At 63.6% G+C, this 23,221-nt stretch carries 24 protein-coding genes and 1 tRNA gene; 14 read left to right on the top strand and 11 right to left on the bottom strand.

The window, feature by feature from the left end:
• Positions 1-174: 174 nt before the first annotated feature.
• From MTX23_RS00535 to MTX23_RS00520, 4 genes are all read left to right on the top strand, one after another.
• Positions 175-1,455 carry an HlyD family secretion protein gene (locus tag MTX23_RS00535; RefSeq protein ID WP_280974705.1) on the top strand — a complete coding sequence of 427 codons (1,281 nt, stop codon included), beginning with the start codon at positions 175-177 and terminating at the stop codon, positions 1,453-1,455.
• 35 nt (positions 1,456-1,490) lie between these two features.
• Positions 1,491-3,443, top strand: coding sequence for a glycosyltransferase (locus tag MTX23_RS00530; protein WP_280974704.1), 1,953 nt, complete (start codon positions 1,491-1,493; stop codon positions 3,441-3,443).
• A gap of 15 nt (positions 3,444-3,458) precedes the next feature.
• Positions 3,459-4,493 carry a glycosyl hydrolase family 8 gene (locus MTX23_RS00525; protein WP_280974703.1) on the top strand — a complete coding sequence of 345 codons (1,035 nt, stop codon included), beginning with the start codon at positions 3,459-3,461 and terminating at the stop codon, positions 4,491-4,493.
• A gap of 134 nt (positions 4,494-4,627) precedes the next feature.
• On the top strand, positions 4,628-4,966 hold the full coding sequence (locus MTX23_RS00520) for a DUF6665 family protein (protein ID WP_280974702.1): 339 nt from the start codon (positions 4,628-4,630) through the stop codon (positions 4,964-4,966).
• Between the two features lie 89 nt (positions 4,967-5,055).
• On the opposite strand, the gene MTX23_RS00515 is transcribed toward MTX23_RS00520, so the two are convergent.
• The 8 genes from MTX23_RS00515 to MTX23_RS00480 form a co-directional block, all read right to left on the bottom strand.
• The gene (locus tag MTX23_RS00515) at positions 5,056-5,322 is read right to left on the bottom strand and encodes a DUF1150 domain-containing protein (protein ID WP_280974701.1); all 267 of its coding nucleotides are present in this window, start codon (positions 5,320-5,322) and stop codon (positions 5,056-5,058) included.
• Positions 5,323-5,372: 50 nt separating this feature from the next.
• Complete coding sequence (locus tag MTX23_RS00510) at positions 5,373-5,798, bottom strand: Hsp20 family protein (RefSeq protein WP_280978327.1); 426 nt, start codon at positions 5,796-5,798, stop codon at positions 5,373-5,375.
• 170 nt (positions 5,799-5,968) lie between these two features.
• Positions 5,969-7,051, bottom strand: a complete 1,083-nt coding sequence (locus MTX23_RS00505) for a sn-glycerol-3-phosphate import ATP-binding protein UgpC (protein WP_280974700.1) — start codon at positions 7,049-7,051, stop codon at positions 5,969-5,971.
• Positions 7,052-7,055: 4 nt separating this feature from the next.
• On the bottom strand, positions 7,056-7,904 hold the full coding sequence (gene ugpE, locus MTX23_RS00500) for a sn-glycerol-3-phosphate ABC transporter permease UgpE (protein ID WP_280974699.1): 849 nt from the start codon (positions 7,902-7,904) through the stop codon (positions 7,056-7,058).
• A gap of 3 nt (positions 7,905-7,907) precedes the next feature.
• A complete protein-coding gene (gene ugpA / locus MTX23_RS00495; RefSeq protein WP_280974698.1) occupies positions 7,908-8,789 on the bottom strand; it encodes a sn-glycerol-3-phosphate ABC transporter permease UgpA in 882 nt (293 codons plus the stop codon).
• Positions 8,790-8,858: 69 nt separating this feature from the next.
• Complete coding sequence (gene ugpB, locus MTX23_RS00490) at positions 8,859-10,175, bottom strand: sn-glycerol-3-phosphate ABC transporter substrate-binding protein UgpB (protein ID WP_280974697.1); 1,317 nt, start codon at positions 10,173-10,175, stop codon at positions 8,859-8,861.
• Positions 10,176-10,595: 420 nt separating this feature from the next.
• A complete protein-coding gene (locus MTX23_RS00485; protein ID WP_280974696.1) occupies positions 10,596-11,801 on the bottom strand; it encodes a CaiB/BaiF CoA-transferase family protein in 1,206 nt (401 codons plus the stop codon).
• Positions 11,802-11,997: 196 nt separating this feature from the next.
• Positions 11,998-12,423, bottom strand: coding sequence for an organic hydroperoxide resistance protein (locus MTX23_RS00480; RefSeq protein ID WP_280974695.1), 426 nt, complete (start codon positions 12,421-12,423; stop codon positions 11,998-12,000).
• A 158-nt stretch (positions 12,424-12,581) separates the two neighbouring features.
• On the opposite strand from MTX23_RS00480, the gene MTX23_RS00475 reads away from it, so the two are divergent.
• Complete coding sequence (locus MTX23_RS00475) at positions 12,582-13,052, top strand: MarR family transcriptional regulator (RefSeq protein ID WP_280974694.1); 471 nt, start codon at positions 12,582-12,584, stop codon at positions 13,050-13,052.
• Here MTX23_RS00475 and MTX23_RS00470 read toward each other — a convergent pair.
• The 3 genes from MTX23_RS00470 to MTX23_RS00460 all read right to left on the bottom strand — a co-directional run bounded on the left by MTX23_RS00470 (position 13,049) and on the right by MTX23_RS00460 (position 14,006).
• The gene (locus MTX23_RS00470) at positions 13,049-13,288 is read right to left on the bottom strand and encodes a GIY-YIG nuclease family protein (RefSeq protein ID WP_280974693.1); all 240 of its coding nucleotides are present in this window, start codon (positions 13,286-13,288) and stop codon (positions 13,049-13,051) included. The two genes, MTX23_RS00475 and MTX23_RS00470, sit on opposite strands and share 4 nt — an antisense overlap.
• 133 nt (positions 13,289-13,421) lie before the next feature.
• Positions 13,422-13,497, bottom strand: a tRNA-Ala gene (locus tag MTX23_RS00465).
• Positions 13,498-13,598: 101 nt separating this feature from the next.
• Positions 13,599-14,006, bottom strand: coding sequence for a TIGR02300 family protein (locus MTX23_RS00460; protein ID WP_280974692.1), 408 nt, complete (start codon positions 14,004-14,006; stop codon positions 13,599-13,601).
• Positions 14,007-14,152: 146 nt separating this feature from the next.
• On the opposite strand from MTX23_RS00460, the gene aroA reads away from it, so the two are divergent.
• The 9 genes from aroA (at position 14,153) to trpA (ending at position 23,210) form a co-directional block, all read left to right on the top strand.
• Complete coding sequence (gene aroA / locus MTX23_RS00455) at positions 14,153-15,490, top strand: 3-phosphoshikimate 1-carboxyvinyltransferase (RefSeq protein ID WP_280974691.1); 1,338 nt, start codon at positions 14,153-14,155, stop codon at positions 15,488-15,490.
• Positions 15,487-16,116 (top strand): (d)CMP kinase, encoded by a 630-nt coding sequence (gene cmk, locus MTX23_RS00450; RefSeq protein WP_280974690.1) that lies wholly within the window; start codon positions 15,487-15,489, stop codon positions 16,114-16,116. The genes aroA and cmk overlap by 4 nt, the downstream gene beginning before the upstream one ends.
• Before the next feature lie 377 nt (positions 16,117-16,493).
• On the top strand, positions 16,494-18,203 hold the full coding sequence (gene rpsA / locus MTX23_RS00445) for a 30S ribosomal protein S1 (protein ID WP_280974689.1): 1,710 nt from the start codon (positions 16,494-16,496) through the stop codon (positions 18,201-18,203).
• A gap of 284 nt (positions 18,204-18,487) precedes the next feature.
• A complete protein-coding gene (gene sppA, locus MTX23_RS00440; protein ID WP_280974688.1) occupies positions 18,488-19,465 on the top strand; it encodes a signal peptide peptidase SppA in 978 nt (325 codons plus the stop codon).
• A gap of 172 nt (positions 19,466-19,637) precedes the next feature.
• On the top strand, positions 19,638-19,967 hold the full coding sequence (locus MTX23_RS00435; RefSeq protein WP_280974687.1) for an integration host factor subunit beta: 330 nt from the start codon (positions 19,638-19,640) through the stop codon (positions 19,965-19,967).
• A gap of 69 nt (positions 19,968-20,036) precedes the next feature.
• The gene (locus MTX23_RS00430) at positions 20,037-20,423 is read left to right on the top strand and encodes a LapA family protein (RefSeq protein WP_280974686.1); all 387 of its coding nucleotides are present in this window, start codon (positions 20,037-20,039) and stop codon (positions 20,421-20,423) included.
• 80 nt (positions 20,424-20,503) lie between these two features.
• Positions 20,504-21,163 (top strand): phosphoribosylanthranilate isomerase, encoded by a 660-nt coding sequence (locus MTX23_RS00425; protein WP_280978326.1) that lies wholly within the window; start codon positions 20,504-20,506, stop codon positions 21,161-21,163.
• On the top strand, positions 21,160-22,377 hold the full coding sequence (trpB, locus tag MTX23_RS00420; protein ID WP_280974685.1) for a tryptophan synthase subunit beta: 1,218 nt from the start codon (positions 21,160-21,162) through the stop codon (positions 22,375-22,377). The genes MTX23_RS00425 and trpB overlap by 4 nt, the downstream gene beginning before the upstream one ends.
• Complete coding sequence (gene trpA, locus MTX23_RS00415) at positions 22,374-23,210, top strand: tryptophan synthase subunit alpha (RefSeq protein ID WP_280974684.1); 837 nt, start codon at positions 22,374-22,376, stop codon at positions 23,208-23,210. Before trpB ends, trpA begins: the two co-directional genes overlap by 4 nt.
• Positions 23,211-23,221 lie beyond the last annotated feature (11 nt).

The following is a 23,221-nucleotide window of genomic DNA, read 5'->3' as shown; positions in this document are numbered from 1 at the left end:
TGAATTCGCTGCGCCGGCGTGTGCGATTTAGGAACGGAGTTCTATCGACCGCGTTCACGGCAATCCGACCGCGAACGACATACAAAAAGCGACAGACAGCCCAGGAGTTACAGAGCGAGTTACGCAGCGTGCGCAGCTTGGCCGACCAAGCAGCGGGAATGAAAGGAATGCTCGATGATTCGACGCGGAACAAAGATGGTGTTCGGAATTGGAATGCTCGGACTTGGCAGCTGGACCATGTTCTCGACGTACAGTGCCTCGGAAGGCGCGACAGCAGTCGTCAATGGAAAGGTCGCGGTCATTCGGGCGCCAAAGGACGGGTATGTGTCGTTCGGTTCGCTGCATCGCGGTTCCGCGGTCGAAAAAGGCGAGCCGATCGGACGCTTCGCCGTCAGCTTATCTCCTGCGCACGACACCAGCGGGCCGAAGACGGTCGCGCAGGCGCGGGGTCGCGTGCAAGCCATTGCAGCCGAGATCGATGGTTTGCAGAACCAGTACGATCAGCTTCGCCGCGAGGCCGATGAATACCGCGACGCGCGGTTGAGGCAACTCAACATCAAGCTTTCGGAAGCAAAGGCTGCCGCCGAAGCAAGTCGTGCAAAAGAACATTCGACCGCCACCATCGTCAGCCGGCAGCGACGCGAATTCGCGCGAGGCTTTGCGCTCAAGGACACGGTCACGGCCGCCGAGCAAGCCGCCAACGCTGCGCGCTTCGACCGCGAGGCCGCCGATAAGAAGTTGGATAGCTTGAATGTCGAGGTCGCGGCGGCCAAGAATGGCACCTATCTCACCGACGGATACAACAATTCCTCCTATTCCCAACAGCGCGCCGATCAGGTCGCGCTGCGGATCACCGAGCTCAAGGCGGAATCGCAACAGCAGGAGTCGTTGATCGCGTCGCTCAACGGTGACAATCGGTCGCTTCGTCCGACCGATGCCGGTGCCGACTCCGCGGTCGAGGCCGATCTCGCTTCACCGGTGTCAGGCCTGCTGTGGAGTATCAGCGCGGAAAGTGGTCAGTTCGTACGTGCCGGAGATGAGCTAGCCCGGGTCATCGACTGCAAGCAGCTGTTTGCGAGCATCGCTGTCTCACAAAGAGGATATGGAGCGATCCGGGAAGGCGAGCCCGCCTCCTTCCACAGCGAGGGACAGCCGGTTGCCTGGCATGGGACGGTGGTATGGGCCGGCGTCGCAGACCGCGAGTTCGGCACGCGCGTGCAGGCGGCGCTGGATCCTCCGACACCCTCCGATGCGCGCTACAACCTGATGGTTGCGCTGGATTCGGACAGACACGCCGGCGAGCAATGTCCGGTCGGAAAGCCAGGCCGCGTGACCTTCGATTCCGAGAATACGTGGGCAAGAACGGCGAGTGACCTGGGCAGGACCGCCAGTGAGTGGGGCAAGACAGCCAGAGCGACCCTGGTCGAGCTCCAAGACCGCTTCGTCAATCACTGAATCATCCGCTCTCGCTCCTCCGGTTGGGCAGGTCAATGATCGATTTCGGCAGTCTTGCTCCCACCCTGGTTACGGTCGGCGCTGCGGTGCTCGTGCTGCCGATGCTTGATCCGCGCAGCAGCCTTGAGCGTGCTCTGCCATGCGCTGTCTGCCTTGTGCTGATCGGACGAACACTGGCCTGGCGGCTGACCAGCACGCTGCCACCATTTTCGTTCGATTTGGATACGCTATGGGCTTACTTGTTCGCGTCGATTGAAGCGCTCAGCACGGTCAGCAGCATGCTGCTGTTCTTCTTCCTTGCCAGGACGAGGGATCGTCGGCCGGAGGCGGACCGTGCGCAGAGCTGGGTCACGACGCATCGACCGCGCATCGACCTACTCATTCCGACTTACGACGAGGACGCCGCAATCCTCGAGCGAACGATCATCGGCGCGCAGGCCCAGGACTATGACAATTACCGCGTCTACGTGCTCGATGACGGGAAGCGCGAATGGCTCAGGGACCTCTGCAGGCGGCGCGACGTCGGCTATCTCGTGCGCACCGGCAACTCGCATGCCAAGGCCGGCAACATCAACAATGCGATCGAAGTACTCGGACATGCGATCCAGCCCGCCGAATTCATCGCGGTGCTGGATGCGGACTTCGTGGCACAGCCGAAATTCCTGAGCCGCGCCGTCTCGTTGTTTGCGGATGCGTCGGTCGGCTGCGTGCAGACGCCTCAGCACTTTTTCAATACCGATCCGCTGCAACACGGCTTCCGGGCGTCGTCGCACTGGCCTGATGAGCAAAGGTTCTTTTTCGACGTCCTGCTGGCCTCGAAGGATGCCTGGGGTGCGGCATTCTGCTGTGGAACGTCGTCGATCTGCAGGCGCGAAGCTCTCGAAGCCATCGGCGGCGTTCCGACCGAAAGCGTCACTGAAGACATGCTGCTGTCGCTGAAACTGAAGGCCGCCGGCTGGAAGACCGTCTATCTGAACGAACGGCTAAGCATGGGGCTCGCTCCGGAGGGCGTGTCGGAATACATCACCCAACGCAGCCGCTGGTGCATTGGATTCATGCAGATCGCGCGCGGCGACTGGGGGCCGTTTGGTCGGGCGAGGCTCCCGCTCATCGACCGCATTTCCCTGTTCGATGCCTTCCTCTATTGGGGCCCAAGCTTTCCGTTCCGGATCATGTGCCTTGCGGCGCCCGTCGTCTACGGCTTGACGGGAGCCGCCGTGATCTACGCCGATGCCGATGGTGTGTTGATGCATTACGGTCCGTCGATCTGCGCCGCCGTGGCGACGCTGGCCTGGATCACATCGGGCAGGGTTTTGCCGATCGTGACCGATGCCGCGCAGCTCCTCGTCGCGGTCGATGCGATGAAGGCAGCGGTCTTTGGGTTTCTCAGGCCGGCAGGACAAAAGTTCAGGGTGACGGCGAAGGGGCGCGCGCGAGATCGGGTGACGGTGCAAGGGCCAATCTTCTTCAAGGTGCTGTTGCCTCTGCTCGTCCTGACCCTGTCGGCCATCGTGTACGGCACGCAATATCCGTTCAGCCCGGTGTACGGAGACAGGAGCGCGCCAATCTGGCTGTTCTGGGCCTACTACAACATGACGGTGCTGCTGGTGACTACACTGACCTGCATCGAACTGCCGCGCCCGAAATTCGAAGGGTTCCGGGCCGACGAGGCGGTGACGTTGATGGTCGGCTCGGCGGTCTACAGAGCACGCATGCTCGTATTGTCGGACACCGGCGCAACGCTGCAGGGGCTGCCATCGATTCCGGTTGGCGCGCCGTGCACCGTCCGGCTCAGCACGATCGAGGCGCCGATTCCGTCTCGGCTGATCCGGACAGGGAAGAGAACGGCCGAGATCGCGTTCGAGGCTTCGCCGCCAATCGGCGAAGCGATCATACGAAAGCTCTTCTCCGGTCCGTATCAGATCTCGCCGCAGCACTTTCGATTTACCGGCGTGCTTGCCGCGATCGCCGGCCGGATCGCCAGCTGAGTGGGACGCGCGATCATGTCGGGAAGCACGGGAAGGATCATCGCACTGTTCATGGGTATTGCCGGATTGCTGAGCCAACGCTGCCCAGCACAGCCGCTGACGCAGGCTCCGCGCGACGAGTTGCAGCAGGCGTGGCGACAGTATCGGCAGTCCTTCATCGCCCCCGAGGGACGCGTGGTCGACAATGCGAATGGCGGCATCAGCCACAGCGAAGGACAGGGCTACGGCATGCTGCTCGCCGAGCGCATGAACGATCGGGAGACTTTCGAGCGAATTTGGCGGTGGACGAGCGCGCACCTTCTCGTCCGCGATGACGGGCTCGCAGCCTGGCGATGGGATCCCAAATCCGTCCCGCACGTGACCGATCGAAACAACGCAAGCGACGGCGATGTGCTGATCGCCTGGGCGCTGTCCGAAGCCGCCGACAAATGGAGTGTTCAGCACTACGGCGACGCATCCCGGCGCACCGTTGACGCGATCGCCGCGAAGCTCGTCGTGAACAGCCGCTTCGGACCGGTTCTGTTGCCGGGCGCCGACGGATTTGGGGCCTCCAGTCGCTCCGACGGTCCCGTCGTCAATCTGTCCTATTGGATCTTCCCGGCCTTCAATTATCTGCGGCGGCATGCCGGTCCCGTGGACTGGACGCGGCTCTCTGATGCGGGCCTGAGGCTTGTTGCAGCCGCGCGCTTCGGTCCGCGACGGCTGCCGACGAACTGGATATCGCTCGCCCATGACGGCGCGGCACCGGCGGCTTCCTTCCCGCGCGTATTCGGATATGACGCGATCCGGATTCCGCTCTATCTCGCCTGGGGCCTGCACAGCGATGCGGCCGCGGCGCTCGCACCGGGCGGCTCGGTCGTTGAGGTCGACAGTGGCAACAATGCCGAACCGTTGAGTGATCCCGACTACCAGGCGATCGCAGCCCTGGCGACTTGTGCAAGGGCCTCATCCGGCGAGCCTGCGTACAACGGTCGGTTCTATTATCCCGCAACCCTCTATCTGTTGTCTCGCATTGCGATGGACGATGTCGCGTCAACGTGCCCGCGATGAAACCAGCAGCGCGGCCGCGAAGCGAATGACGGTTTCACCGGCGAGCCAGCGGCCGGCATGAGCATCTATTGACAACCGGCGGGCGCCGCCAGAAGACAGGCGTCCGCATTGCGCAGCGACCCAGGGGATATCGGATGTCCCGTGATTTTCGCCTTGATCGTGTTCCCGTCGACGTTCTCTCTTATGAGCTCGCCGAAGAGAAGGCGACCGCGCTTGGGCGAATGGGACGTGCGCTGGAAGAGGCCCTCGCCAGGCTGCGGGAGTTCGATGCCGCTCATCCGCGCTCTGAAGCAACGCAGCAGGCCCGGCGCCTCCTGGTGAGGGAAGCCGGCCACGCGCTCTGGATGTTCGTGGTGCAGCGGGAGGCGTGCGGTCTGCGCAACAGCCGCACGCTGATGCGGGACTACAACGTGCCCGGCGAGGTGCAGCAGTGCATGGCGCCGCTCCTCGCTCCATCGGCCGCATCGCCGTAACACCATAAATGAGAATGCGCGGGCCGCCTCGATTCCTGTCGAGGCATGCCCGCGCATTTGAACTCGCGGATGCTGAATTCAGCCTTGCGTCAGTGGACGCTCACGGCCTGCAACTCATTGCTCCAGGCGTTGGCGATCGCGGCCTCGCGGCTGTCGGTCAGCATGATCGGCGTGCCGTCGGCGGCGTGGAGTGCGAACAATTTCAAACCCGGCGCAAGGCTCGGCGCTTGCGGAAAGAGATCCGGCACATCCTCCGAACGGACCTGCTTCACATAGGCGATATGACCCTCGCCCAGGTGAGCCAGCGCTTCCGGCGTGACGCTCTCGGTTTCGAATGTGGTACTCAGCTCACTCATGGTCTCGACTCCTCAGTGATACAAGCGGTCGAGTCCGCTCCAGGTTTCTATTATTCGTGTTCATTGATAGCGATTGTCTTAATGACCCGTTCAGGTTCCGGCCTGGCCAGGTCGATCGACAACAGCCCGTTCTTCAGGTCCGCGCCCAACACCTGCATCCCCTCCGCCAGCACGAAGGTGCGCTGGAAGTGGCGCGCGGCGATGCCGCGATGGATGTATTGCCGAGCCTTGTCGTCCTGCTGGCGGCCGCGGATGACGAGCTGGTTTTCCTCAATGGTCACATCGAGTTGGTCGCGGGTGAAACCCGCCACCGCCAGCGTGATGCGCAGGCGCTCGGGCTGACCGTTGGTACGGTCGAACCGCTCGATGTTGTAAGGAGGATAGCCGTCGGCGCCCTTCACGACGCGGTCGAGCGCACGCTCGATCTCGTCGAATCCCAGAAGGAACGGACTGGACAACGATGGAACACGAGACATTACAAAGTCCTCTCGAAGCGACTTTGAGGGGCCCTTGCGGCACCCCATGCAATCGGCGGGCCTCTTGCCCCCCGATCAAAAGCCAATATGGGGTGATTTGGATAGCGTTCAAGCGCCTCTGAAACCAGCGCAAATGGCTTGCAGGACGGCGGTTATCCCTTCCCGGTTGGTCACTGGCCGACCCGCTTGCGGCCATCGGCGGTAAAGAGGTGCAGCTTGTCGCGGGACGCGACCGCTTTGATCCGCTCGCCGATGGCCGGGCCGGTGGCGCCGGGAACCCGGACGATGACCTCGCCGGGCGGCAATTCGCCGGGGTTCGCGGCGACGCCCTGTTCCTCGCGCTGGCGGGTGCCATAGACGAAGGTCTCGGCGCCGACATGCTCGATCGCCTCGACCGTCAGCCCGAGCGCGACGCCGCCGGGAGCGGTCTCGCTGGAGATGACGAAATCCTCGGGCCGGATGCCGACGATGCCGGCGCCATCGACATCAGCGATCTGCGACCTCAGCTCGTCCGACCGCAGCGGCATCAAATTCATCGGCGGGGCGCCGATGAAGGAGGCGACGAAGGTGGTCGCCGGCCGCTGGTAGATCTCGAGCGGATTGCCGATCTGCTCGACCTGGCCGGCATTCATGACCACGAGGATGTCGGCGAGCGTCATCGCCTCGAGCTGGTCGTGGGTGACGTAGATCGATGTGGTGTTGAGACGGCGCTGCAGTTTGCGGATCTCGACGCGCATCGCGATGCGCAGCTTGGCATCGAGGTTCGACAGTGGCTCGTCGAACAGGAACACCTTCGGCTGGCGGACGATCGCGCGGCCCATCGCCACGCGCTGGCGCTGGCCGCCGGAGAGCTGTCCAGGCTTGCGGCCCAGCATGGCGCTGAGCTCGAGGATGCGGGCGGCTTCCTGCACGCGGGTATCGATCTCGGGTTTGGGCATGCCGCGATTGCGCAACCCGTAGGCCATGTTGTTGTAGACGCTCATATGCGGATAGAGCGCGTAGTTCTGGAACACCATCGCGATATCGCGTTCGGCCGGCTCGATCTGGTTGACGATGCGGCCGCCGATGTCGATCTCGCCGGAGGTGATGGTCTCGAGCCCGGCGACCATCCTGAGCAGCGTCGATTTCCCACAGCCGGAGGGGCCGACCAGCACGCAGAACAGGCCGTCGGCAACGTCGACATTGACGCCTTTGATCGCCTCGAAGCCGTTGGGGTAGGCCTTGCGAACGTTGCGCAGCGTTACATTGGCCATCGGCCTACTTCTCCGTCTCGATCAGGCCTTTGACAAACAGACGCTGCATCAGCAGGACGACCGCCACCGGCGGCAGCATGGCGAGGACCGCGGTGGCCATCGCGACGGACCATTCGGTCAGGGCGTCGTGCACGTCGATGATCTTCTTGATGCCGATGACGATGGTCTGCATGTCGTCGCGCGTCGTGATCAGAAGCGGCCAGAGATACTGGTTCCAGCCGTAGATGAAGAGGATGACGAACAGCGCCGCAATGTTTGTCACCGACAGCGGCAACAGCGTGTCCCAGAAGAAGCGGATCGGACCGGCTCCATCTATCTTCGAGGCCTCCACCAATTCCTTCGGCACGGTCATGAAAAACTGGCGGAACAGCAGCGTTGCCGTCGCCGACGCGATCAAGGGCAGGATCAGGCCGGAATAGGAATCCAGCATGTGCAGGTCCGACGTGATCTTGTAGGTCGGAAAGATACGCACTTCGACCGGCAGCATCAGCGTGATGAAAATGGTCCAGAACGCCGCCATCCGGAACGGGAAATTGAAGAACACGATCGCGTAGGCCGAGATGATCGAGATGGCGATCTTCCCGGCGGCAATGCCCATCGCCATGATCAGGCTCGCCACCATCATGCTGCCGACTGGCTGGCGCGTGGTCCGTCCGGTGCCGGAGAAGATGGTGTTCCAATAGGTTTCCAGCGCATGAGTGCCGGGATAGAGCGGCATCTGTCCGTTGGCGATGATGGTGTTGTCGTGGGTGGATGCGATGATCGCGAGATAGACCGGGAAGGCGACGACGATCACGCCGGCCAGCAGCACGAGGTGGGGCAACAGATTTCCAAATCTCCGATGCTGGACCATTGGCTAGTAATGGACCTTCTTTTCGACATAACGAAACTGGATCGCGGTCAGCGCCACGACGATGATCATCAGGATGACCGATTGAGCCGCCGAGCCGCCGAGATCGGAGCCGACCTTGCCGTCTTGGAACACCTTGTAGACCAGCGTCTGCGTGGCGCCGTTCGGGCCGCCGCCGGTCGCCGTGTCGATGATGCCGAGCGTATTGAAGAACGCGTAGGTGATGTTGATGACGATCAGGAAGAAAGTCGTTGGCGACAGCAGCGGGAACACGATGGTCCAGAATCGCCGCGCGGGCCTCGCGCCGTCGATCGCGGCTGCCTCGATCACGCTTTTGGGGATCGACTGCAAGCCGGCAAGGAAGAACAGGAAATTGTAGCTGATCTGATTCCAGACCGCGACGATAACGATCAGGATCATCGCATGCGTGCCGTTCAGCACCGGATTCCAGTCAATTCCATAGCTCTGCAGGGCGCGCGCGATCATGCCGAGGCCTGGCTGGAACATGAAGATGAACAGAACGCTCGCCACTGCGGGCGCAACCGCATAGGGGATGATGAGGAATGTGCGATAGATCTGCACGCCCGCGATGTTGCGATTGGCCATGACCGCAAGCAGCAAACCGATGGCGAGCGAGAAGAACACCACCAGCAGCGAAAACACGAAGGTCGTACCGATCGCCTGGTAATATTCGGGCGTCTTCAGAAGGCTGGCGTAGTTCTCGAACCAGACGAACTCGGTCGAGAGTCCGAACGCGTCCTGCACGAGAAAGGATTGCCAGAGCGCCTGCGCTGCCGGCCAGTAGAAAAAGATCAGGGAGATCGCAAGCTGCGGCAAAACCAGGAGGCAGGCGAGCAGCTTGCCTGAGAAGATTGCCCGGTTCTCCATGAAGCTCCCGCCCCCTTTCGTGACATCGTGGCTGCGGTCGCTGATCCCGCAGCCACGATATGAGCGACCTTACTTGGCCGCGGTCCGCTCGAACTGGCGCAGCATCTGGTTGCCGCGCGAGACCGCAGCGTCAAGCGCCTCCTTGGCCGACTTCTTGCCGGCGAGCGCCGCTTCGATCTCTTCAGACCAGACGTCGCGCATCTGGACCATGCCGCCGAAGCGCAGGCCGCGGGAGTTTTCCGTCGGCGGCTTGTTGGTCAGCTCCTTCAGCGGCACTTCGAGGATCGGGTTCTTGTCGTAGAAGCCCGACGCCTTGGTCTTGTCGTAGGCCGCCTTCGTAATGGGCAGATAGCCGGAAACCTCGTGCAGGTAGACCTGGCGGTCGGTATCCGAGAGGAAGGTGAAGAATTTCGCAATTCCCTTGTACTCCTCGGCCGACTTGCCGGCCATCACCCACAGCGAAGCTCCGCCGATGATCGAGTTCTGCGGCGCTCCCTTCACCTCCGGGAAATACGGCATCGGCACCGCCGTATAGTTGAACTTCGCGTTCACCTTGACGTTCGGATAGAAGGCCGAGGACGTCATGTACAACGGACATTCGCCGGACGTGAATCGTCCCTCACCGGTATTGGTGCGGCCCGAATAGTCGTAGCTCTTGTCCTTCTGCAGCTCGACAAGGTTTTCGAGCAGCTTGATTTCCATCGGATTGTTGAATTCGAGCACCGTATCGAAGCCGTCGAGCCCGTTGGCCTTCGTGCCGATCGGCAGGTTGTGCCAGGCGGAGAACTGCTCGATCAGGCCCCACGTGATCCAGCTCGAGGAGAAGCCGCAGGTCGGGCTCGTCGCGTGCAGCTTCTTGGCGTCGGCGAAGACCTCAGGCCAGGTCGTCGGCGGCGCGTCGATGCCGGCCTTCTTCAGGGCGTCGAGATTGACCCACATCACCATGCTCGACGAGTTGAACGGGAACGACAGCATGTCGCCCTTGGAGGTCGAGTAATATCCCGTGATCGCCGGCAGGTAGGACTGCGGGTCGAACTTCTCGCCTTGCTCCTTCATCAGCTCGGAGACCGGCTTGATCGCGCCCTTCGCGGCCATCATGGTCGCGGTGCCGACCTCGAACACCTGCATGATGCCCGGTGCATTGCCGGCGCGAAACGCCGCGATGCCCGCGTTCAGCGTGTCGGCGTAGCTGCCCTTGAAGGTCGGGACGATCTTGTAGTCGTGCTGGGATGAATTGAAGTCGTTGGCAAGCTTGACCACGACGTCGTTGTTTGGGCCGGTCATAGCGTGCCACCACTGAATCTCGGTCACCGCAAGCGCAGGTGACGAGAACGCAAGCGTGGCAGTCGCCGCCACTGCAGCAGCACCGAATCGTCGAAAAAGCATCAAAACCCCTCCCGGTTGGACCGTCATCTTTCGTTACGCGCGTTAGCAGCGCCGGATGACGTTCAAATGACCGTATAAACGAAAGCCATCGTACGGGGGAAGCCAGCGCGAAGGGAAGCGGTAAAAAAGGCGGATGCCGCAGCCGTGCCCCTGCAGTGCAACGTCAGGCGTGACGTTGCACCGCATCCGGGGGGTTAGTGGTGTCTAGAACATGGTGAGATTTGGTTGAGTTGTCGCTGCAATGGCAGTGCAAACCTCTCCCATAGGGAGAGGTCGCGCCGAAGGCGCGGGTGAGGGGTTAAACTCTCTCGTGGGACCCGAACCCCTCACCCGATTTGCTACGCAAATCGACCCCTCCCCGCTGGGGAGAGGTGAAGAGCTCGCGGCTAGACCGATTCAAATCAGGGTCATCGGCGCTGGTTAGCGCTTGCGCTCGGGGCCGCAGACCACGCCCTTGTCGACCAGGGCGTTGATCTCGTCTTTTGAGTAGCCGAACTCACTCAGCACTTCCGCGGCGTGCTGGCTGAACTTCGGCGGCGTGCGCCGCAGGTTCGGCTTGGTGCGATCGAGCCGGATCGGAGAGCCGACGCCCTTGTACCAATCCTTCTCGATGATATCGCCGCGGTAGATCGTGTGCGGGTTGGTCAGTGCCTGGTCGATCTTCTGCACCGGCCCGGCCGGCAGGCCGGCGGCGAGCAGCCGGTTGCACAGCGGCTCGGCCTCGTGCTGGCTGAACACGGCGGCAAGCTCTTCGCGCAGCGCATCGCGGTTGGCGATGCGGTCCTTGTTGCGGGCAAAGCGCGGATCGGTGCCGAGCTCGGGCTTGCCGATCTCCCGGGCGAGCTTGCGGAACGTCCCGTCATTGCCGACGCCGATGAAGATGTTGTCGGTCTTGGTCGGGAAGATCGCGTAGGGCACGAGGTTTGGATGCTCGTTGCCGGTGAGCGACGGCGGCTTGCCATGCATGAAGTAGTTCGCGGTGTGCGGATGCATGATCGCAAGGCCGGTCTCGTACAGCGTGGTCTCGAGAAACTGGCCGAGGCCCGAGCGTTGCCGCTCCGACAGCGCCATCAGGATGCCGATCGCGGCATAGAGCCCGGTGGTGATGTCGACCAGCGGCACACCGATGCGCATCGGTCCGCTCTCGGGCGAGCCGGTGGCCGCGATCATGCCGGTCATCGCCTGGATGATCGCGTCATAGCCTGGATTGCCGCCGCGCGGGCCGTCGGCGCCGAAACCGCAGATCCGGCAATGCACGAGGCGCGGAAACTTCGCGCGCAGCACGTCGTTTCCGATGCCCCATTTGTCGAGCGTGCCCGGCTTGAAATTCTCGATCAGCACGTCGGCGGTCTCGAGCATCTTCATCAGCACCGCGCGCCCGCCCTCGGAGGCGAGGTCGAGGCCGATCGAGCGCTTGTTGCGGTTGATGCCGACAAAATAGGCCGCGTCCTCCTCGTGGAAGGGAGGGCCCCAGTCCCGGACTTCGTCGCCCGCCGGCGGCTCGACCTTGATCACGTCGGCGCCGTGGTCGGCAAGGATTTGCGTGCAATAGGGGCCGCCGAGCACGCGCGTCAGATCGATCACGCGCAGTCCGGTCATCGCGCCTGTTGGCGCAGGGGTATTCATGGAAGCAACCTTCGCTCAGGTGGGATCGGAAATAGGGTCCCAGAGCTAACGGTCTTCAGGCGAGGCAGCAATGCCCTCGCGCGCGCAGGCCCATGCAGCGGGCCGTTCTCATGTTCGCCAAGCGAACCGAAGCCTGCTTCGGGTAGGCGGGAAACGAATGGCCCGCCACGCGTGGCGGACCATTCGCGGAGACGAATTAGACGACCGTCAGCTTGACGTCGACATTGCCGCGGGTCGCGTTGGAATAGGGGCACACTTGATGCGCCTTCTCGACCAGCGCTTCGGCGTCCGCGCGCGGCACACCGGGCAGCGAGACCGCGAGGTCGACGGTGAGGCCGAAGCCGCCGGCCGAACGCGGGCCGATGCCAACCGTCGAGGTCACCGAGGCGTCGGCGGGAACCTTCGGGCCGCCCTGGGAGGCCACGAACTTCATGGCGCCGATGAAGCAGGCGGCATAGCCGGCCGCGAACAGCTGCTCAGGGTTGTTGCCGGCGCCACCGCCGCCACCGAGCTCTTTGGGGGTCGCGAGCTTGACGTCGAGCGCCCCGTCGAGGGTCGCCGCATGGCCGTCGCGGCCGCCGGTTGCCTTGGCGCTGGTCTTGTAGAGCACGTTCACAGACATCGTGGTCTCCCTTGGGTCTGAATTCGATCGTCAATAGGTTGCGTGAAATTAGATTGTGTGCAATATAAATTGTGCGGCCTCACATTTAATTGTTCGCAATTGAATCCCGGGTCACGTGGAGCCACAATGACCCCGGCATGACAAGTCTGACGGGATTCATGACCAGGAAACAGACGGCGGCCGATCAGGCGCTGCGGCTCGACAACCAGATCTGCTTTGCGGTCTATTCGACCGCGCACGCCTTCAACCGCGTCTACAAGCCGCTGCTCGACAAGCTTGGCCTGACCTATCCGCAATATCTCGTCATGCTGACCATGTGGGAGCGCGACGGCGTCCCGCTCAAGGATATCGGCCAGCGGCTGTTCCTGGACTCGGGCACGCTGACGCCGCTGCTCAAGCGGCTGGAGGCGGCGGAGCTGATCAAGCGGAGCCGCAGCACCGAAGACGAGCGCCAGGTGCTGATCGCGCTGACGCCCCAGGGGCACGCGCTGCGCGAAAAGGCCAAGTCGGTACCGCAATCGATCCTCGCGGCGTCGGCCTGCTCGGTCGGCGAATTGCTGGCGATGAAGGACCAGATTGTCGCGCTGCGCGACCGGCTGAATGCGGTGCTGGGGGAGAAGGGGAGCTAGAGGCGCTTCTTGGCGAAGGCACGGCCGGAGTGCAATTTGAGGTACTTCTCGAACGCGAGGGCTTTGTACTTGTCCGAAAATGCGCAGTACCAGACGAGCTGCCAGGGTCGGAATTTTGAGGTGTGTGCCGACTTGCCCGCGTTGTGCTCAGGGATACGGCGCTTCAGGTCTTCGGTGGCGCCAACGTATTCCTGATCGGGGAAATCGATGCTGCGGATGACGTAGACGTACCACATTGGCATCCACGGGCAGGCGCCACGAGCAGGGATTCCAGGCCGTCCGTCTACGCCCTTCGGGCTACGCCGGACACCACGCTTCGCCCTCTGGGCAACTCGTGGCTGCGCCACGCGTAGCCCGAAGGGCGAAGCGTGGTGGAGCCAGGCGGGATCGAACCGCCGACCTCTTGCATGCCATGCAAGCGCTCTCCCAGCTGAGCTATGGCCCCGTAAGTCTTCCAGTTTGGGCACGACCTTCCAGCCCTGCCCGGGCCCCCGAGTCCTAGGCGACTCGTGAGGCAGCACCCTTCACCACAGATTGGCGACGATCTCAAGTCTCTTCGTCACCTCCAACGTCACCAATGATGTCGGTGACGTCCTCATCGCCCTCTTCCTCGTCGGCGATGAAGGTCGAATCATCGTCGTCATCGTCCTCGAGGCTCTCATCAATCTCGATATCGTCCTCGGATTCGGGAACCTGAGCCTTGACCTTGCCGGTGTTCTCCTCGGCATCGGCCTCCTCGAGCGAGACCAACTCTTCGGTCTCGGCCGCCTCGGGCATTTCGGCTGCGGTGGTGGGCGAGCTCACATTGGCGCCGCGGCCCCGCGGCGGGGCCACCGGCGCGATCGGCACGACCTCGCCGGTGTAGGGCGAGATCACCGGATTCTTGTTGAGATCGTAGAACTTCTTGCCCGTGGTCGGGCAAATGCGCTTGGTTCCGAGATCGGACTTGGCCACTTGGTGATCCTGGGAATTTTCCTGAAAAACGGAGCTTCACTTGGCTAGTTGAGGGGCCGCTGTCAATAGCGGTTTGCGCGCATTTGACGGGCGCGTGACGTGGTGTTGCCTATGTGATACCTGCCGCGGCGCGAGAGGACACAATCTTGGCTCATTCCGACACCCCGACCCCGCTGGAAGCTCGTGCGAGCGGCCCCTTGGCCGGCAAAGTCCGCGTTCCCGGCGATAAATCGATTTCCCATCGCGCCCTGATCCTGGGGGCGCTTGCGGTCGGCGAAACCCGCATTTCCGGCCTCCTGGAAGGCGAGGACGTGCTCAATACCGCCAAATCCATGCGCGCGCTGGGCGCCAGGGTGGAACGGACCGGACCGTTTGCCTGGTCGGTCTCCGGCGTTGGGGTCGGAGGATTCGCCCAGCCCTCCGCAACGCTCGATTTTGGCAATTCCGGCACCGGCTGCCGGCTGGTGATGGGGGCGGTCGCCGGCTGTCCGATCGCGGCGGTATTCGACGGCGATGCCTCGCTGCGCTCGCGACCGATGCGCCGCATTCTCGATCCCCTGGAGCTGATGGGCGCCAGGACCAGCGATATCCGCGAAGGCGGCCGGCTGCCGCTGACGCTGCATGGGGCGCGCTATCCGGTGCCGATCGTCTACAAGACGCCGGTCGCCTCGGCCCAGATCAAGTCCGCGGTGCTGCTGGCGGGGCTGTCCGCCCCCGGCGTCACCACCGTGATCGAGCAGGAAGCGAGCCGCGACCATACCGAGCTGATGCTCAGGCATTTCGGCGCCGAGATCTCCTCGAAGAAGGAGGGCAGCCATGGCCGCAGGATCACGCTCGACGGCGAGCCCGAATTGCACGGCGCCGAGGTCGTGGTGCCGGCCGATCCGTCCTCGGCCGCGTTCCCGATCGTGGCGGCGCTGATCGTCGAAGGTTCCGATGTCATGTTCTCCGACGTGATGACCAATCCGCTGCGCACCGGCCTCCTCACCACGCTGCGCGAGATGGGCGCCTCCATCGAGGAGAGCGAGGTCCGCGGCGACGTCGGCGAACCAATGGCGCAGTTGCGCGTTCGTGCTTCGAAGCTGCGCGGCGTCGAGGTGCCGCCGGAACGTGCGCCGTCGATGATCGACGAATATCTGGTGCTGGCGGTCGCGGCGAGCTTTGCCGAGGGCACCACCATCATGCGCGGCCTGCAGGAGCTGCGGGTCAAGGAATCCGATCGGCTGGAAGCCACCGCCGACATGCTGCGCGTCAACGGCGTGAAGGTCGAGGTTTCCGGCGACGATCTGATCATCGAGGGCCGCGGCCATGTTCCCGGCGGGGGCCTTGTCGCGACCCATATGGATCATCGCATCGCAATGTCGGCGCTGGTGATGGGCTGCGCTTCCGACAAGCCGGTGAAGGTCGACGACATCACCTTCATCGCCACCAGCTTTCCGGATTTCATTCCAATGATGCGCTCGCTCGGAGCTGACTTCGCATGATCATCGCCATCGACGGTCCCGCCGCCTCAGGCAAGGGTACGCTCGGCAAGCGGCTCGCCCACCACTATGGCTATCGCCATCTCGACACCGGCGTGATCTACCGCGCGGTGGCCTATGAGATGATGGTGGTGGGCGCCGACCCCAACAATGAGGCGCTGGCAGTGGCCGCGGCGCTCGAGCTCGACCCCGAGAAATTCGGCAATCCGATCCTGAAGACGCAGAAGGTCGGTGAGGCCGCCTCCGTGGTCTCCGCCTTCCCCAAGGTGCGCGAGGTGCTGGTCAACTTCCAGCGCCAGTTCGCCGCCGATCCGCCCGGCGCGGTGCTCGACGGTCGCGACATCGGCACCGTGATCTGCCCTGACGCCGACGTGAAGATCTTCGTGGTCGCCGACCCGCGGGTGCGCGCGCGGCGGCGGACGCTGGAGGCCCGCGCCCGCGGCGAGGACGCCGACGAGGAAGCGGTGCTGGCCGACATCCTCAAGCGCGACGAGCGCGACAAGAATCGCGCCATTGCGCCGCTGCGTGCGGCCCCGGACGCGCATACCCTGGACAATTCCAATCTCGACATCGAAGCCGGCGTGCGCGCCGCCATCGCCATCGTCGAACAGGCGCGCGCCAAGCGCTGAACATAGGCCGGCAGCGACGCTCCGGGCCCGAAAACGCAGCAAAATGGGGCATTTCGCGCTTGCCGAGAGCACGCTGCGGGGCTATATCAGCGGCGTCCGGGCCACCATCGACCATGTCGAGGCTGTGTCTGAAGCGGGCCGGCGATGGGTTTGAGCCCTTGCCGCATCTGGAGGAACGCCCGCTCCCAGGTCTTGAAGTCGATATTCTCGTTTCGGGCTCCGGATCAATCAAACGTACCGAACGTGCAGTCCTGCTGCCGGCCCGCTGTTGTGCCTCCTGCAACGAGCGGTCGTCAGGGGTTGCGGAACCCCGACACTCCACGCGCGGTGCGCCCATCAACCCGAACGGCCGGCAATATTCCGCATCTGGAGAACAAATGGCTTCGAATACTGCGTCTTCCTATACTCCGACCCGCGACGATTTCGCGGCGATGCTTGATGAGTCCTTTGCCGGCGGCAATCTGCAGGAAAGCTCGGTCATCAAGGGCAAGGTGGTTGCAATTGAGAAGGACATGGCCGTCATCGACGTCGGCCTGAAGACCGAAGGCCGCGTCGCGCTGCGCGAATTCGCCGGCCCCGGTCGTGACAGCGATCTGAAGGTCGGCGACACCGTCGAGGTGTTCCTCGACCGTATCGAGAATGCGCTCGGCGAAGCCGTGCTGTCGCGCGACAAGGCGCGCCGCGAGGAGAGCTGGGGCAAGCTCGAGAAGGCGTTCCAGAACAACGAAAAGGTCAACGGCGTCATCTTCAATCAGGTCAAGGGCGGCTTCACCGTCGACCTCGACGGCGCGGTTGCCTTCCTGCCGCGCTCGCAGGTCGACATCCGTCCGATCCGCGACGTTGCGCCGCTGATGAACAACTCGCAGCCGTTCCAGATCCTCAAAATGGACCGTCGCCGCGGCAACATCGTGGTGTCGCGCCGCACGGTTCTCGAAGAGACCCGCGCCGAGCAGCGCCAGGAGCTGGTGCAGAACCTCGAGGAGGGTCAGGTGATCGACGGCGTGGTCAAGAACATCACCGACTATGGTGCGTTCGTTGACCTCGGCGGCATCGACGGCCTGCTGCACGTCACCGATATCGCCTGGCGCCGTGTCAACCATCCGACCGAGGTGCTGACCATCGGCCAGACGGTGAAGGTCAAGATCATCAAGATCAACCACGAGACGCACCGCATCTCGCTCGGCATGAAGCAGCTGCTGGACGATCCGTGGCAGGGCATCGAAGCGAAGTATCCGCTCGGCGCCCGCTTCACCGGCCGCGTCACCAACATCACCGACTACGGTGCGTTCGTCGAGCTCGAGCCGGGTATCGAAGGCCTGATCCACGTCTCCGAGATGTCGTGGACCAAGAAGAACATGCACCCCGGCAAGATCGTCTCGACCTCGCAGGAAGTCGAAGTGCAGGTGCTGGAAGTCGATTCGGTCAAGCGCCGTATCTCGCTCGGTCTCAAGCAGACCATGCGCAATCCCTGGGAGGTGTTCGTCGAGAAATTCCCGGTTGGTTCGGTGGTCGAGGGCGAGGTCAAGAACAAGACCGAATTCGGTCTGTTCCTCGGTCTCGAGGGCGACGTCGACGGCATGGTCCACCTCTCGGATCTCGACTGGAAGCTTCCGGGCGAGCAGGTCATCGACAACTTCAAGAAGGGCGACATGGTCAAGGCCGTGGTGCTCGATGTCGATGTCGAGAAGGAGCGCATCTCGCTCGGCGTCAAGCAGCTCGAAGGCGACCCCTTCGCCGAGCCGGGCGACGTCAAGAAGGGCGCGGTCGTGACCTGCGAAGTGCTCGAAGTAAAGGAGAGCGGCATCGAGGTGCGAATCTCGGGCACCGAGTTCACCACCTTCATCAAGCGGTCCGAGCTGGCCCGCGACCGCAACGACCAGCGCGCCGAACGCTTCGCCGTTGGCGAGAAGGTCGATGCCCGCGTTATCCAGTTCGACAAGAAGGCCCGCAAGGTGCAGGTCTCGATCAAGGCGCTGGAAGTCGCCGAGGAGAAGGAAGCCATCGCGCAGTATGGCTCCTCCGATTCGGGTGCGACGCTTGGCGACATCCTCGGCACCGCGCTCAAGAACCGCGGCACCGACAAGTAAGCGTTCGCTCAGTTTTGCGCGAACCAACCGGGCCCCGGCGAAAGCCGGGGCCTTTCTATTTGTCAAAGACAGGAAAAATCGTAGCTCGGATGGAGCGTAGCGAAATCCGGGGTTCGGCGCCCGCGGTGGGGTCTTCCCGGATTGCGCTTCGCTCCATCCGGCTACAGACGTTAGGAGTATAGCGAGCCTTGTTTTCTTCATATTGCGTCGCAATTGATGTATTTGGCTAAGGTCATAGTGACGCTGCGACTGCAAGAACGCGCGGACATTCCTGGAGCATTTCCATGTCGCTGGATTCAGACGTGATCGTCGATCGCCGCCGCATCAGGCGCAAGCTGACCTTCTGGCGCGTCACCGCCGCCGTCGTGGCGATTGCGGCGATCATCGGCGTCGGCCTGTTCGCGACTGGCGGGCGCGACCTGCTCGAGACGAAGGGGGCGATCGCACGCGTCAATATCGAGGGGTTGATCCGCAGCGACCAGCAGCGCGCCGAGGCGCTGGAGCGGCTCGAGAAATCGAGCTATGCGGCAGTGGTCGTGCACATCAATTCGCCCGGCGGCACCACCGCGGGCTCCGAGCAGCTCTACGACTCGCTGACGCAGCTGAAGGCGAAGAAGCCGCTCGTCGTCGTCGTCGAGGGGCTGGCCGCGTCGGGCGGCTACATCACCGCGATCGCGGCCGATCACATCGTCGCCCAGCAGACGTCGCTGGTCGGTTCGATCGGTGTGCTCTTCCAGTTTCCGAACGTTTCAGAACTTCTCAAGACCGTGGGCGTGAAGGTCGAGGAGATCAAGTCTTCGCCGTTGAAGGCGGCGCCGAACGGCCTTGAGCCGACCAGTCCCGAAGCGCGCGCCGCGATCGACGCGCTGGTGAAGGATTCTTATGCATGGTTCCGTGGATTGGTGAAGGAGCGGCGCGGCATGGACGACGCCCTGCTGGAGAAAGTCGCGGATGGACGCGTCTTCACCGGCAGGCAGGCGGTTGATCTCAAGCTGATCGATCAGCTCGGCGATGAGAGGACCGCGGTCGCATGGCTGGTCGCGGAAAAGAAGGTCAAAAGCGGCCTTCCAGTGCGTGACTACAAGCTCAATCCGCGCTTCGGGGACCTGACATTCCTGCGTACCGCAGCATCCATGACGCTCGACGCGCTCGGTCTGGGCGCCATCGCGCGGCGAATCGAGCAGGGCGGGATGGTGCAGGCGGTCGACCGGTTCGGGCTGTACGGCATGCTGGCGTTGTGGACCCCGGCCGGAACCAACTAATCGGCGCCGAGGCGTATCGCCGAGGCGATACCCGCTCTGCGGGAATCGCCAAATGGCCCAATTGGGCTATTTGTCACCCTAATTCGCGACATCAGGAATTGATTTAGCGTCTTGACAGTGCAGGGCATTTTCACGGAAATGGACTTCCGCGAGATCCCGGATCCCATTTTCGATGATTAAATCCGAACTTGTTCAGCGTATCGCCGAGCACAACCCGCACCTCTACCAGCGGGATGTCGAGAACATTGTGAATGCGATTCTCGATGAGATTGTCGCGGCGCTGGCGCGTGGCGACCGTGTCGAGCTGCGTGGTTTTGGCGCATTCTCCGTGAAGCATCGTCCGGCGCGTGCCGGCCGCAATCCGCGTACCGGCGAGCATGTGCCGGTCGATCAGAAGAGCGTGCCGTTCTTCAAGACCGGCAAGGAGATGCGCGAGCGTCTCAATCGCGAGAGCGTCGAAGCTGAAGCGTCGAAGGTCGACGCACCAAAGGCTGACGCGTAGCGCGCGAGCTCAGGCGTGCCGTGTTGCGGGCCCGCGCCCGCGCTTTCTCCATCGCTATGAGAGATGGTCATGCGAAAGTTCTTCACGGCATTGGTCGTCATCCCGCTGGGGCTGATCTTCATCATCTTCGCGGTCGCAAACCGTCACTGGGTGACGGTGTCGTTTGATCCCTTCAATTCCGTCACACCGACGATCGCGGTCACGCTGCCGCTGTTCGTCGTGATCATCGCGTCGGCAATCCTGGGCGTGATCGCGGGCGGCATCGCGACCTGGTTCCGGCAGGGGCGCTGGCGCCGCGCCGCCCGGCAGCACGAGGCCGATGCCCGCCGGGCCCGCGCCGAGCTCACCGATCTCAGGGCCGCCGCTGCCCGGGGCGATGCGCTGCGGCTGCCCGCACCGGGCCAAACCGGTTTTTACGGGTCGGCCGGGCGAGACAAGCAGGGCGCGACGTTGTAGAACCCGCCCCGTCGGACGTGGGTACGCCCCGGTTCCGGCTGCCCGAAAAACCGTTCCGGATGACGACCCGTTTCGAGACCATGTCCCTGCTTGTCAAAATCTGCGGCCTGTCCACGCGCGAGACGCTCGACGTCGCGCTTGACGCCGGCGCGGACATGGTCGGGTTCGTGTTCTTTCCGCCGTCGCCCCGCCATATCAGCCTGGAGGTCGCGCGCGACCTCGGCAGCCGCGCCAAGGGCCGCGCGGTGAAGGTCGCGCTGACTGTCGATGCCGACGACGCCACCCTGGAAAACATCGTCGAGACGTTGCGGCCGGATATCCTGCAATTGCACGGCAAGGAGACGACGGCGCGGCTGCGTGACATCAAGCAGAGGTTCGGCCTGCCCCTGATGAAGGCGCTGCCGGTCGAGACGGCGGCCGATCTCGCGCCGCTGCCGGGCTATGCCGGGGTCGCCGAGCGCATCCTGTTCGATGCCCGGGCGCCGAAGGACGCCACACGGCCGGGCGGTCTCGGCGCGCCGTTCGATTGGCGCGTGCTGGAAAATCTCGATCTCGCTCTGCCGTACATGGTCTCGGGCGGGCTTCGTGCCGATAACGTTGCCGAGGCCGTCACCGTAACACGTGCTGGCGGTGTCGACGTCTCGTCGGGCGTCGAGCGCACGCCCGGCGTCAAGGATCCCGAGCTGATCCGCGCCTTCATCCGCGCCGCGCGCGCAACCCAGGAACTGATGGTTCGATGAATCAAAAGCTGCCCAATTCCTTCCGCACCGGACCCGACGAGCGCGGACATTTCGGCATTTTCGGCGGACGCTTCGTGGCGGAAACGCTGATGCCGCTGATCCTCGACCTCGAGAAGGCCTATGCGGAGGCCAAGGCCGATCCGTCGTTCCAGGCCGAGATGAACGCCTATCTGAAGGACTATGTCGGCCGGCCCTCGCCGTTGTATTTCGCCGAGCGTCTCACCGATCATTTCGGCGGCGCCAAGATCTATCTGAAGCGCGAGGAGCTCAATCACACCGGCTCGCACAAGGTGAACAATGTGCTCGGCCAGATCATGGTCGCGCGCCGCATGGGCAAGAAGCGCATCATCGCCGAGACCGGTGCCGGCCAGCATGGCGTGGCGACGGCGACGCTGTGCGCCCGTTTCGGGCTCGAATGCGTGGTCTACATGGGCGCGGTCGACGTCGAGCGCCAGCAGCCGAACGTGATCCGCATGGAAATGCTCGGCGCCAAGGTTGTCCCGGTGCAGTCGGGCGCGCGCACGCTGAAGGACGCGATGAACGACGCGCTGCGCGACTGGGTGACCAACGTGCACAACACGTTCTACTGCATCGGCACCGTCGCAGGCCCGCATCCCTATCCGATGATGGTGCGCAACTTCCAGTCGGTCATCGGCCACGAGACGCGCAAGCAGATGCAGGAGGCCGAAGGCCGCCTGCCGGATTCGCTGATCGCCTGCATCGGCGGCGGCTCCAATGCGATGGGCCTGTTCCACCCGTTCCTCGACGACCCCTCGGTCGAGATCTTCGGCGTCGAGGCCGCCGGCCACGGGCTGACGCAATTGCATGCCGCCTCGCTGGCCGGCGGCCGCCCCGGCGTGCTGCACGGCAACCGCACCTATCTCCTGATGGACGAGGACGGCCAGATCCAGGAAGCGCATTCGATCTCGGCCGGGCTCGACTATCCCGGCATCGGGCCCGAGCATTCCTGGCTGCATGAGACCGGCCGCGTGAAGTATCTGTCGGCGACCGACGAGGAGGCGCTGGCCGCGTTCCAGTTGCTGTCGCGGCTCGAAGGCATCATCCCCGCGCTGGAATCGGCGCACGCCATCGCGAAACTGTCCGAACTCGCGCCTGCGCGTCCGAGGGATCACCTGATGGTGGTCAACCTCTCCGGCCGCGGCGACAAGGACGTGCCGCAGGTCGGCGACATCTTGAAGGGCAGGAAGAAGTGACCACCCGTATCGACGCCAAGTTCGCCGACCTCAGGAAGGAGGGCCGCTCTGCCTTCGTCACCTTCGTGATGGCCGGCGACCCCGACGCAAAAACTTCGCTCGACATCGTCAAAGCGCTGCCGAAGGCCGGCGCCGACATTATCGAAATCGGCATGCCCTTCACCGATCCGATGGCCGACGGCCCGTCGATCCAGGCTGCCGGCCTGCGCGCGCTCAAGGGCGGCATGACGCTGCGCAAGACGCTGGAGATGGTGCGCGGTTTCCGCAAGGACGACAACGCCACGCCGATCGTGCTGATGGGCTACTACAATCCGATCTACATCTATGGCGTCGACACCTTCCTGGCCGATGCCAAGGCCGCCGGTGTCGATGGCCTGATCATCGTCGACCTGCCGCCCGAGGAAGACACCGAGCTCTGCATCCCGGCAATGAAGGCCGGATTGAACTTCATCCGGCTGGCGACGCCGACCACTGACGACAAGCGCCTGCCGGCGGTGCTCGCCAACACCTCGGGCTTTGTCTATTACGTCTCGATCACCGGCATCACCGGCAGCGCGGCCGCGGATTCGAAGGCGGTTGCAGAAGCCGTCGCCCGCATCAAGCGGCACACCGAGCTGCCGGTCTGCGTCGGCTTCGGCATCCGTACCCCGGAGACGGCGCGCGCGATTGCCGAAAGCGCCAATGGCGCCGTGGTCGGCACCGCGATCGTCGATGCGGTGCGTGCGAGCCTCGATGCCGAGGGCCGCGCGACGCCGAAGACCGTCACCGCGGTGGCGGACCTCGTGTCGGCGCTGGCCCAGGGGGTCCGCGGCGCCCGGCAGGCCGCTGAATAAGCCATAATTTG

The organism is Bradyrhizobium sp. ISRA436, assembly GCF_029910015.1.
In the GTDB taxonomy this organism is placed as follows: Bacteria; Pseudomonadota; Alphaproteobacteria; order Rhizobiales; family Xanthobacteraceae; genus Bradyrhizobium.
This window is presented reverse-complemented; position numbering and strand designations above follow the sequence as displayed.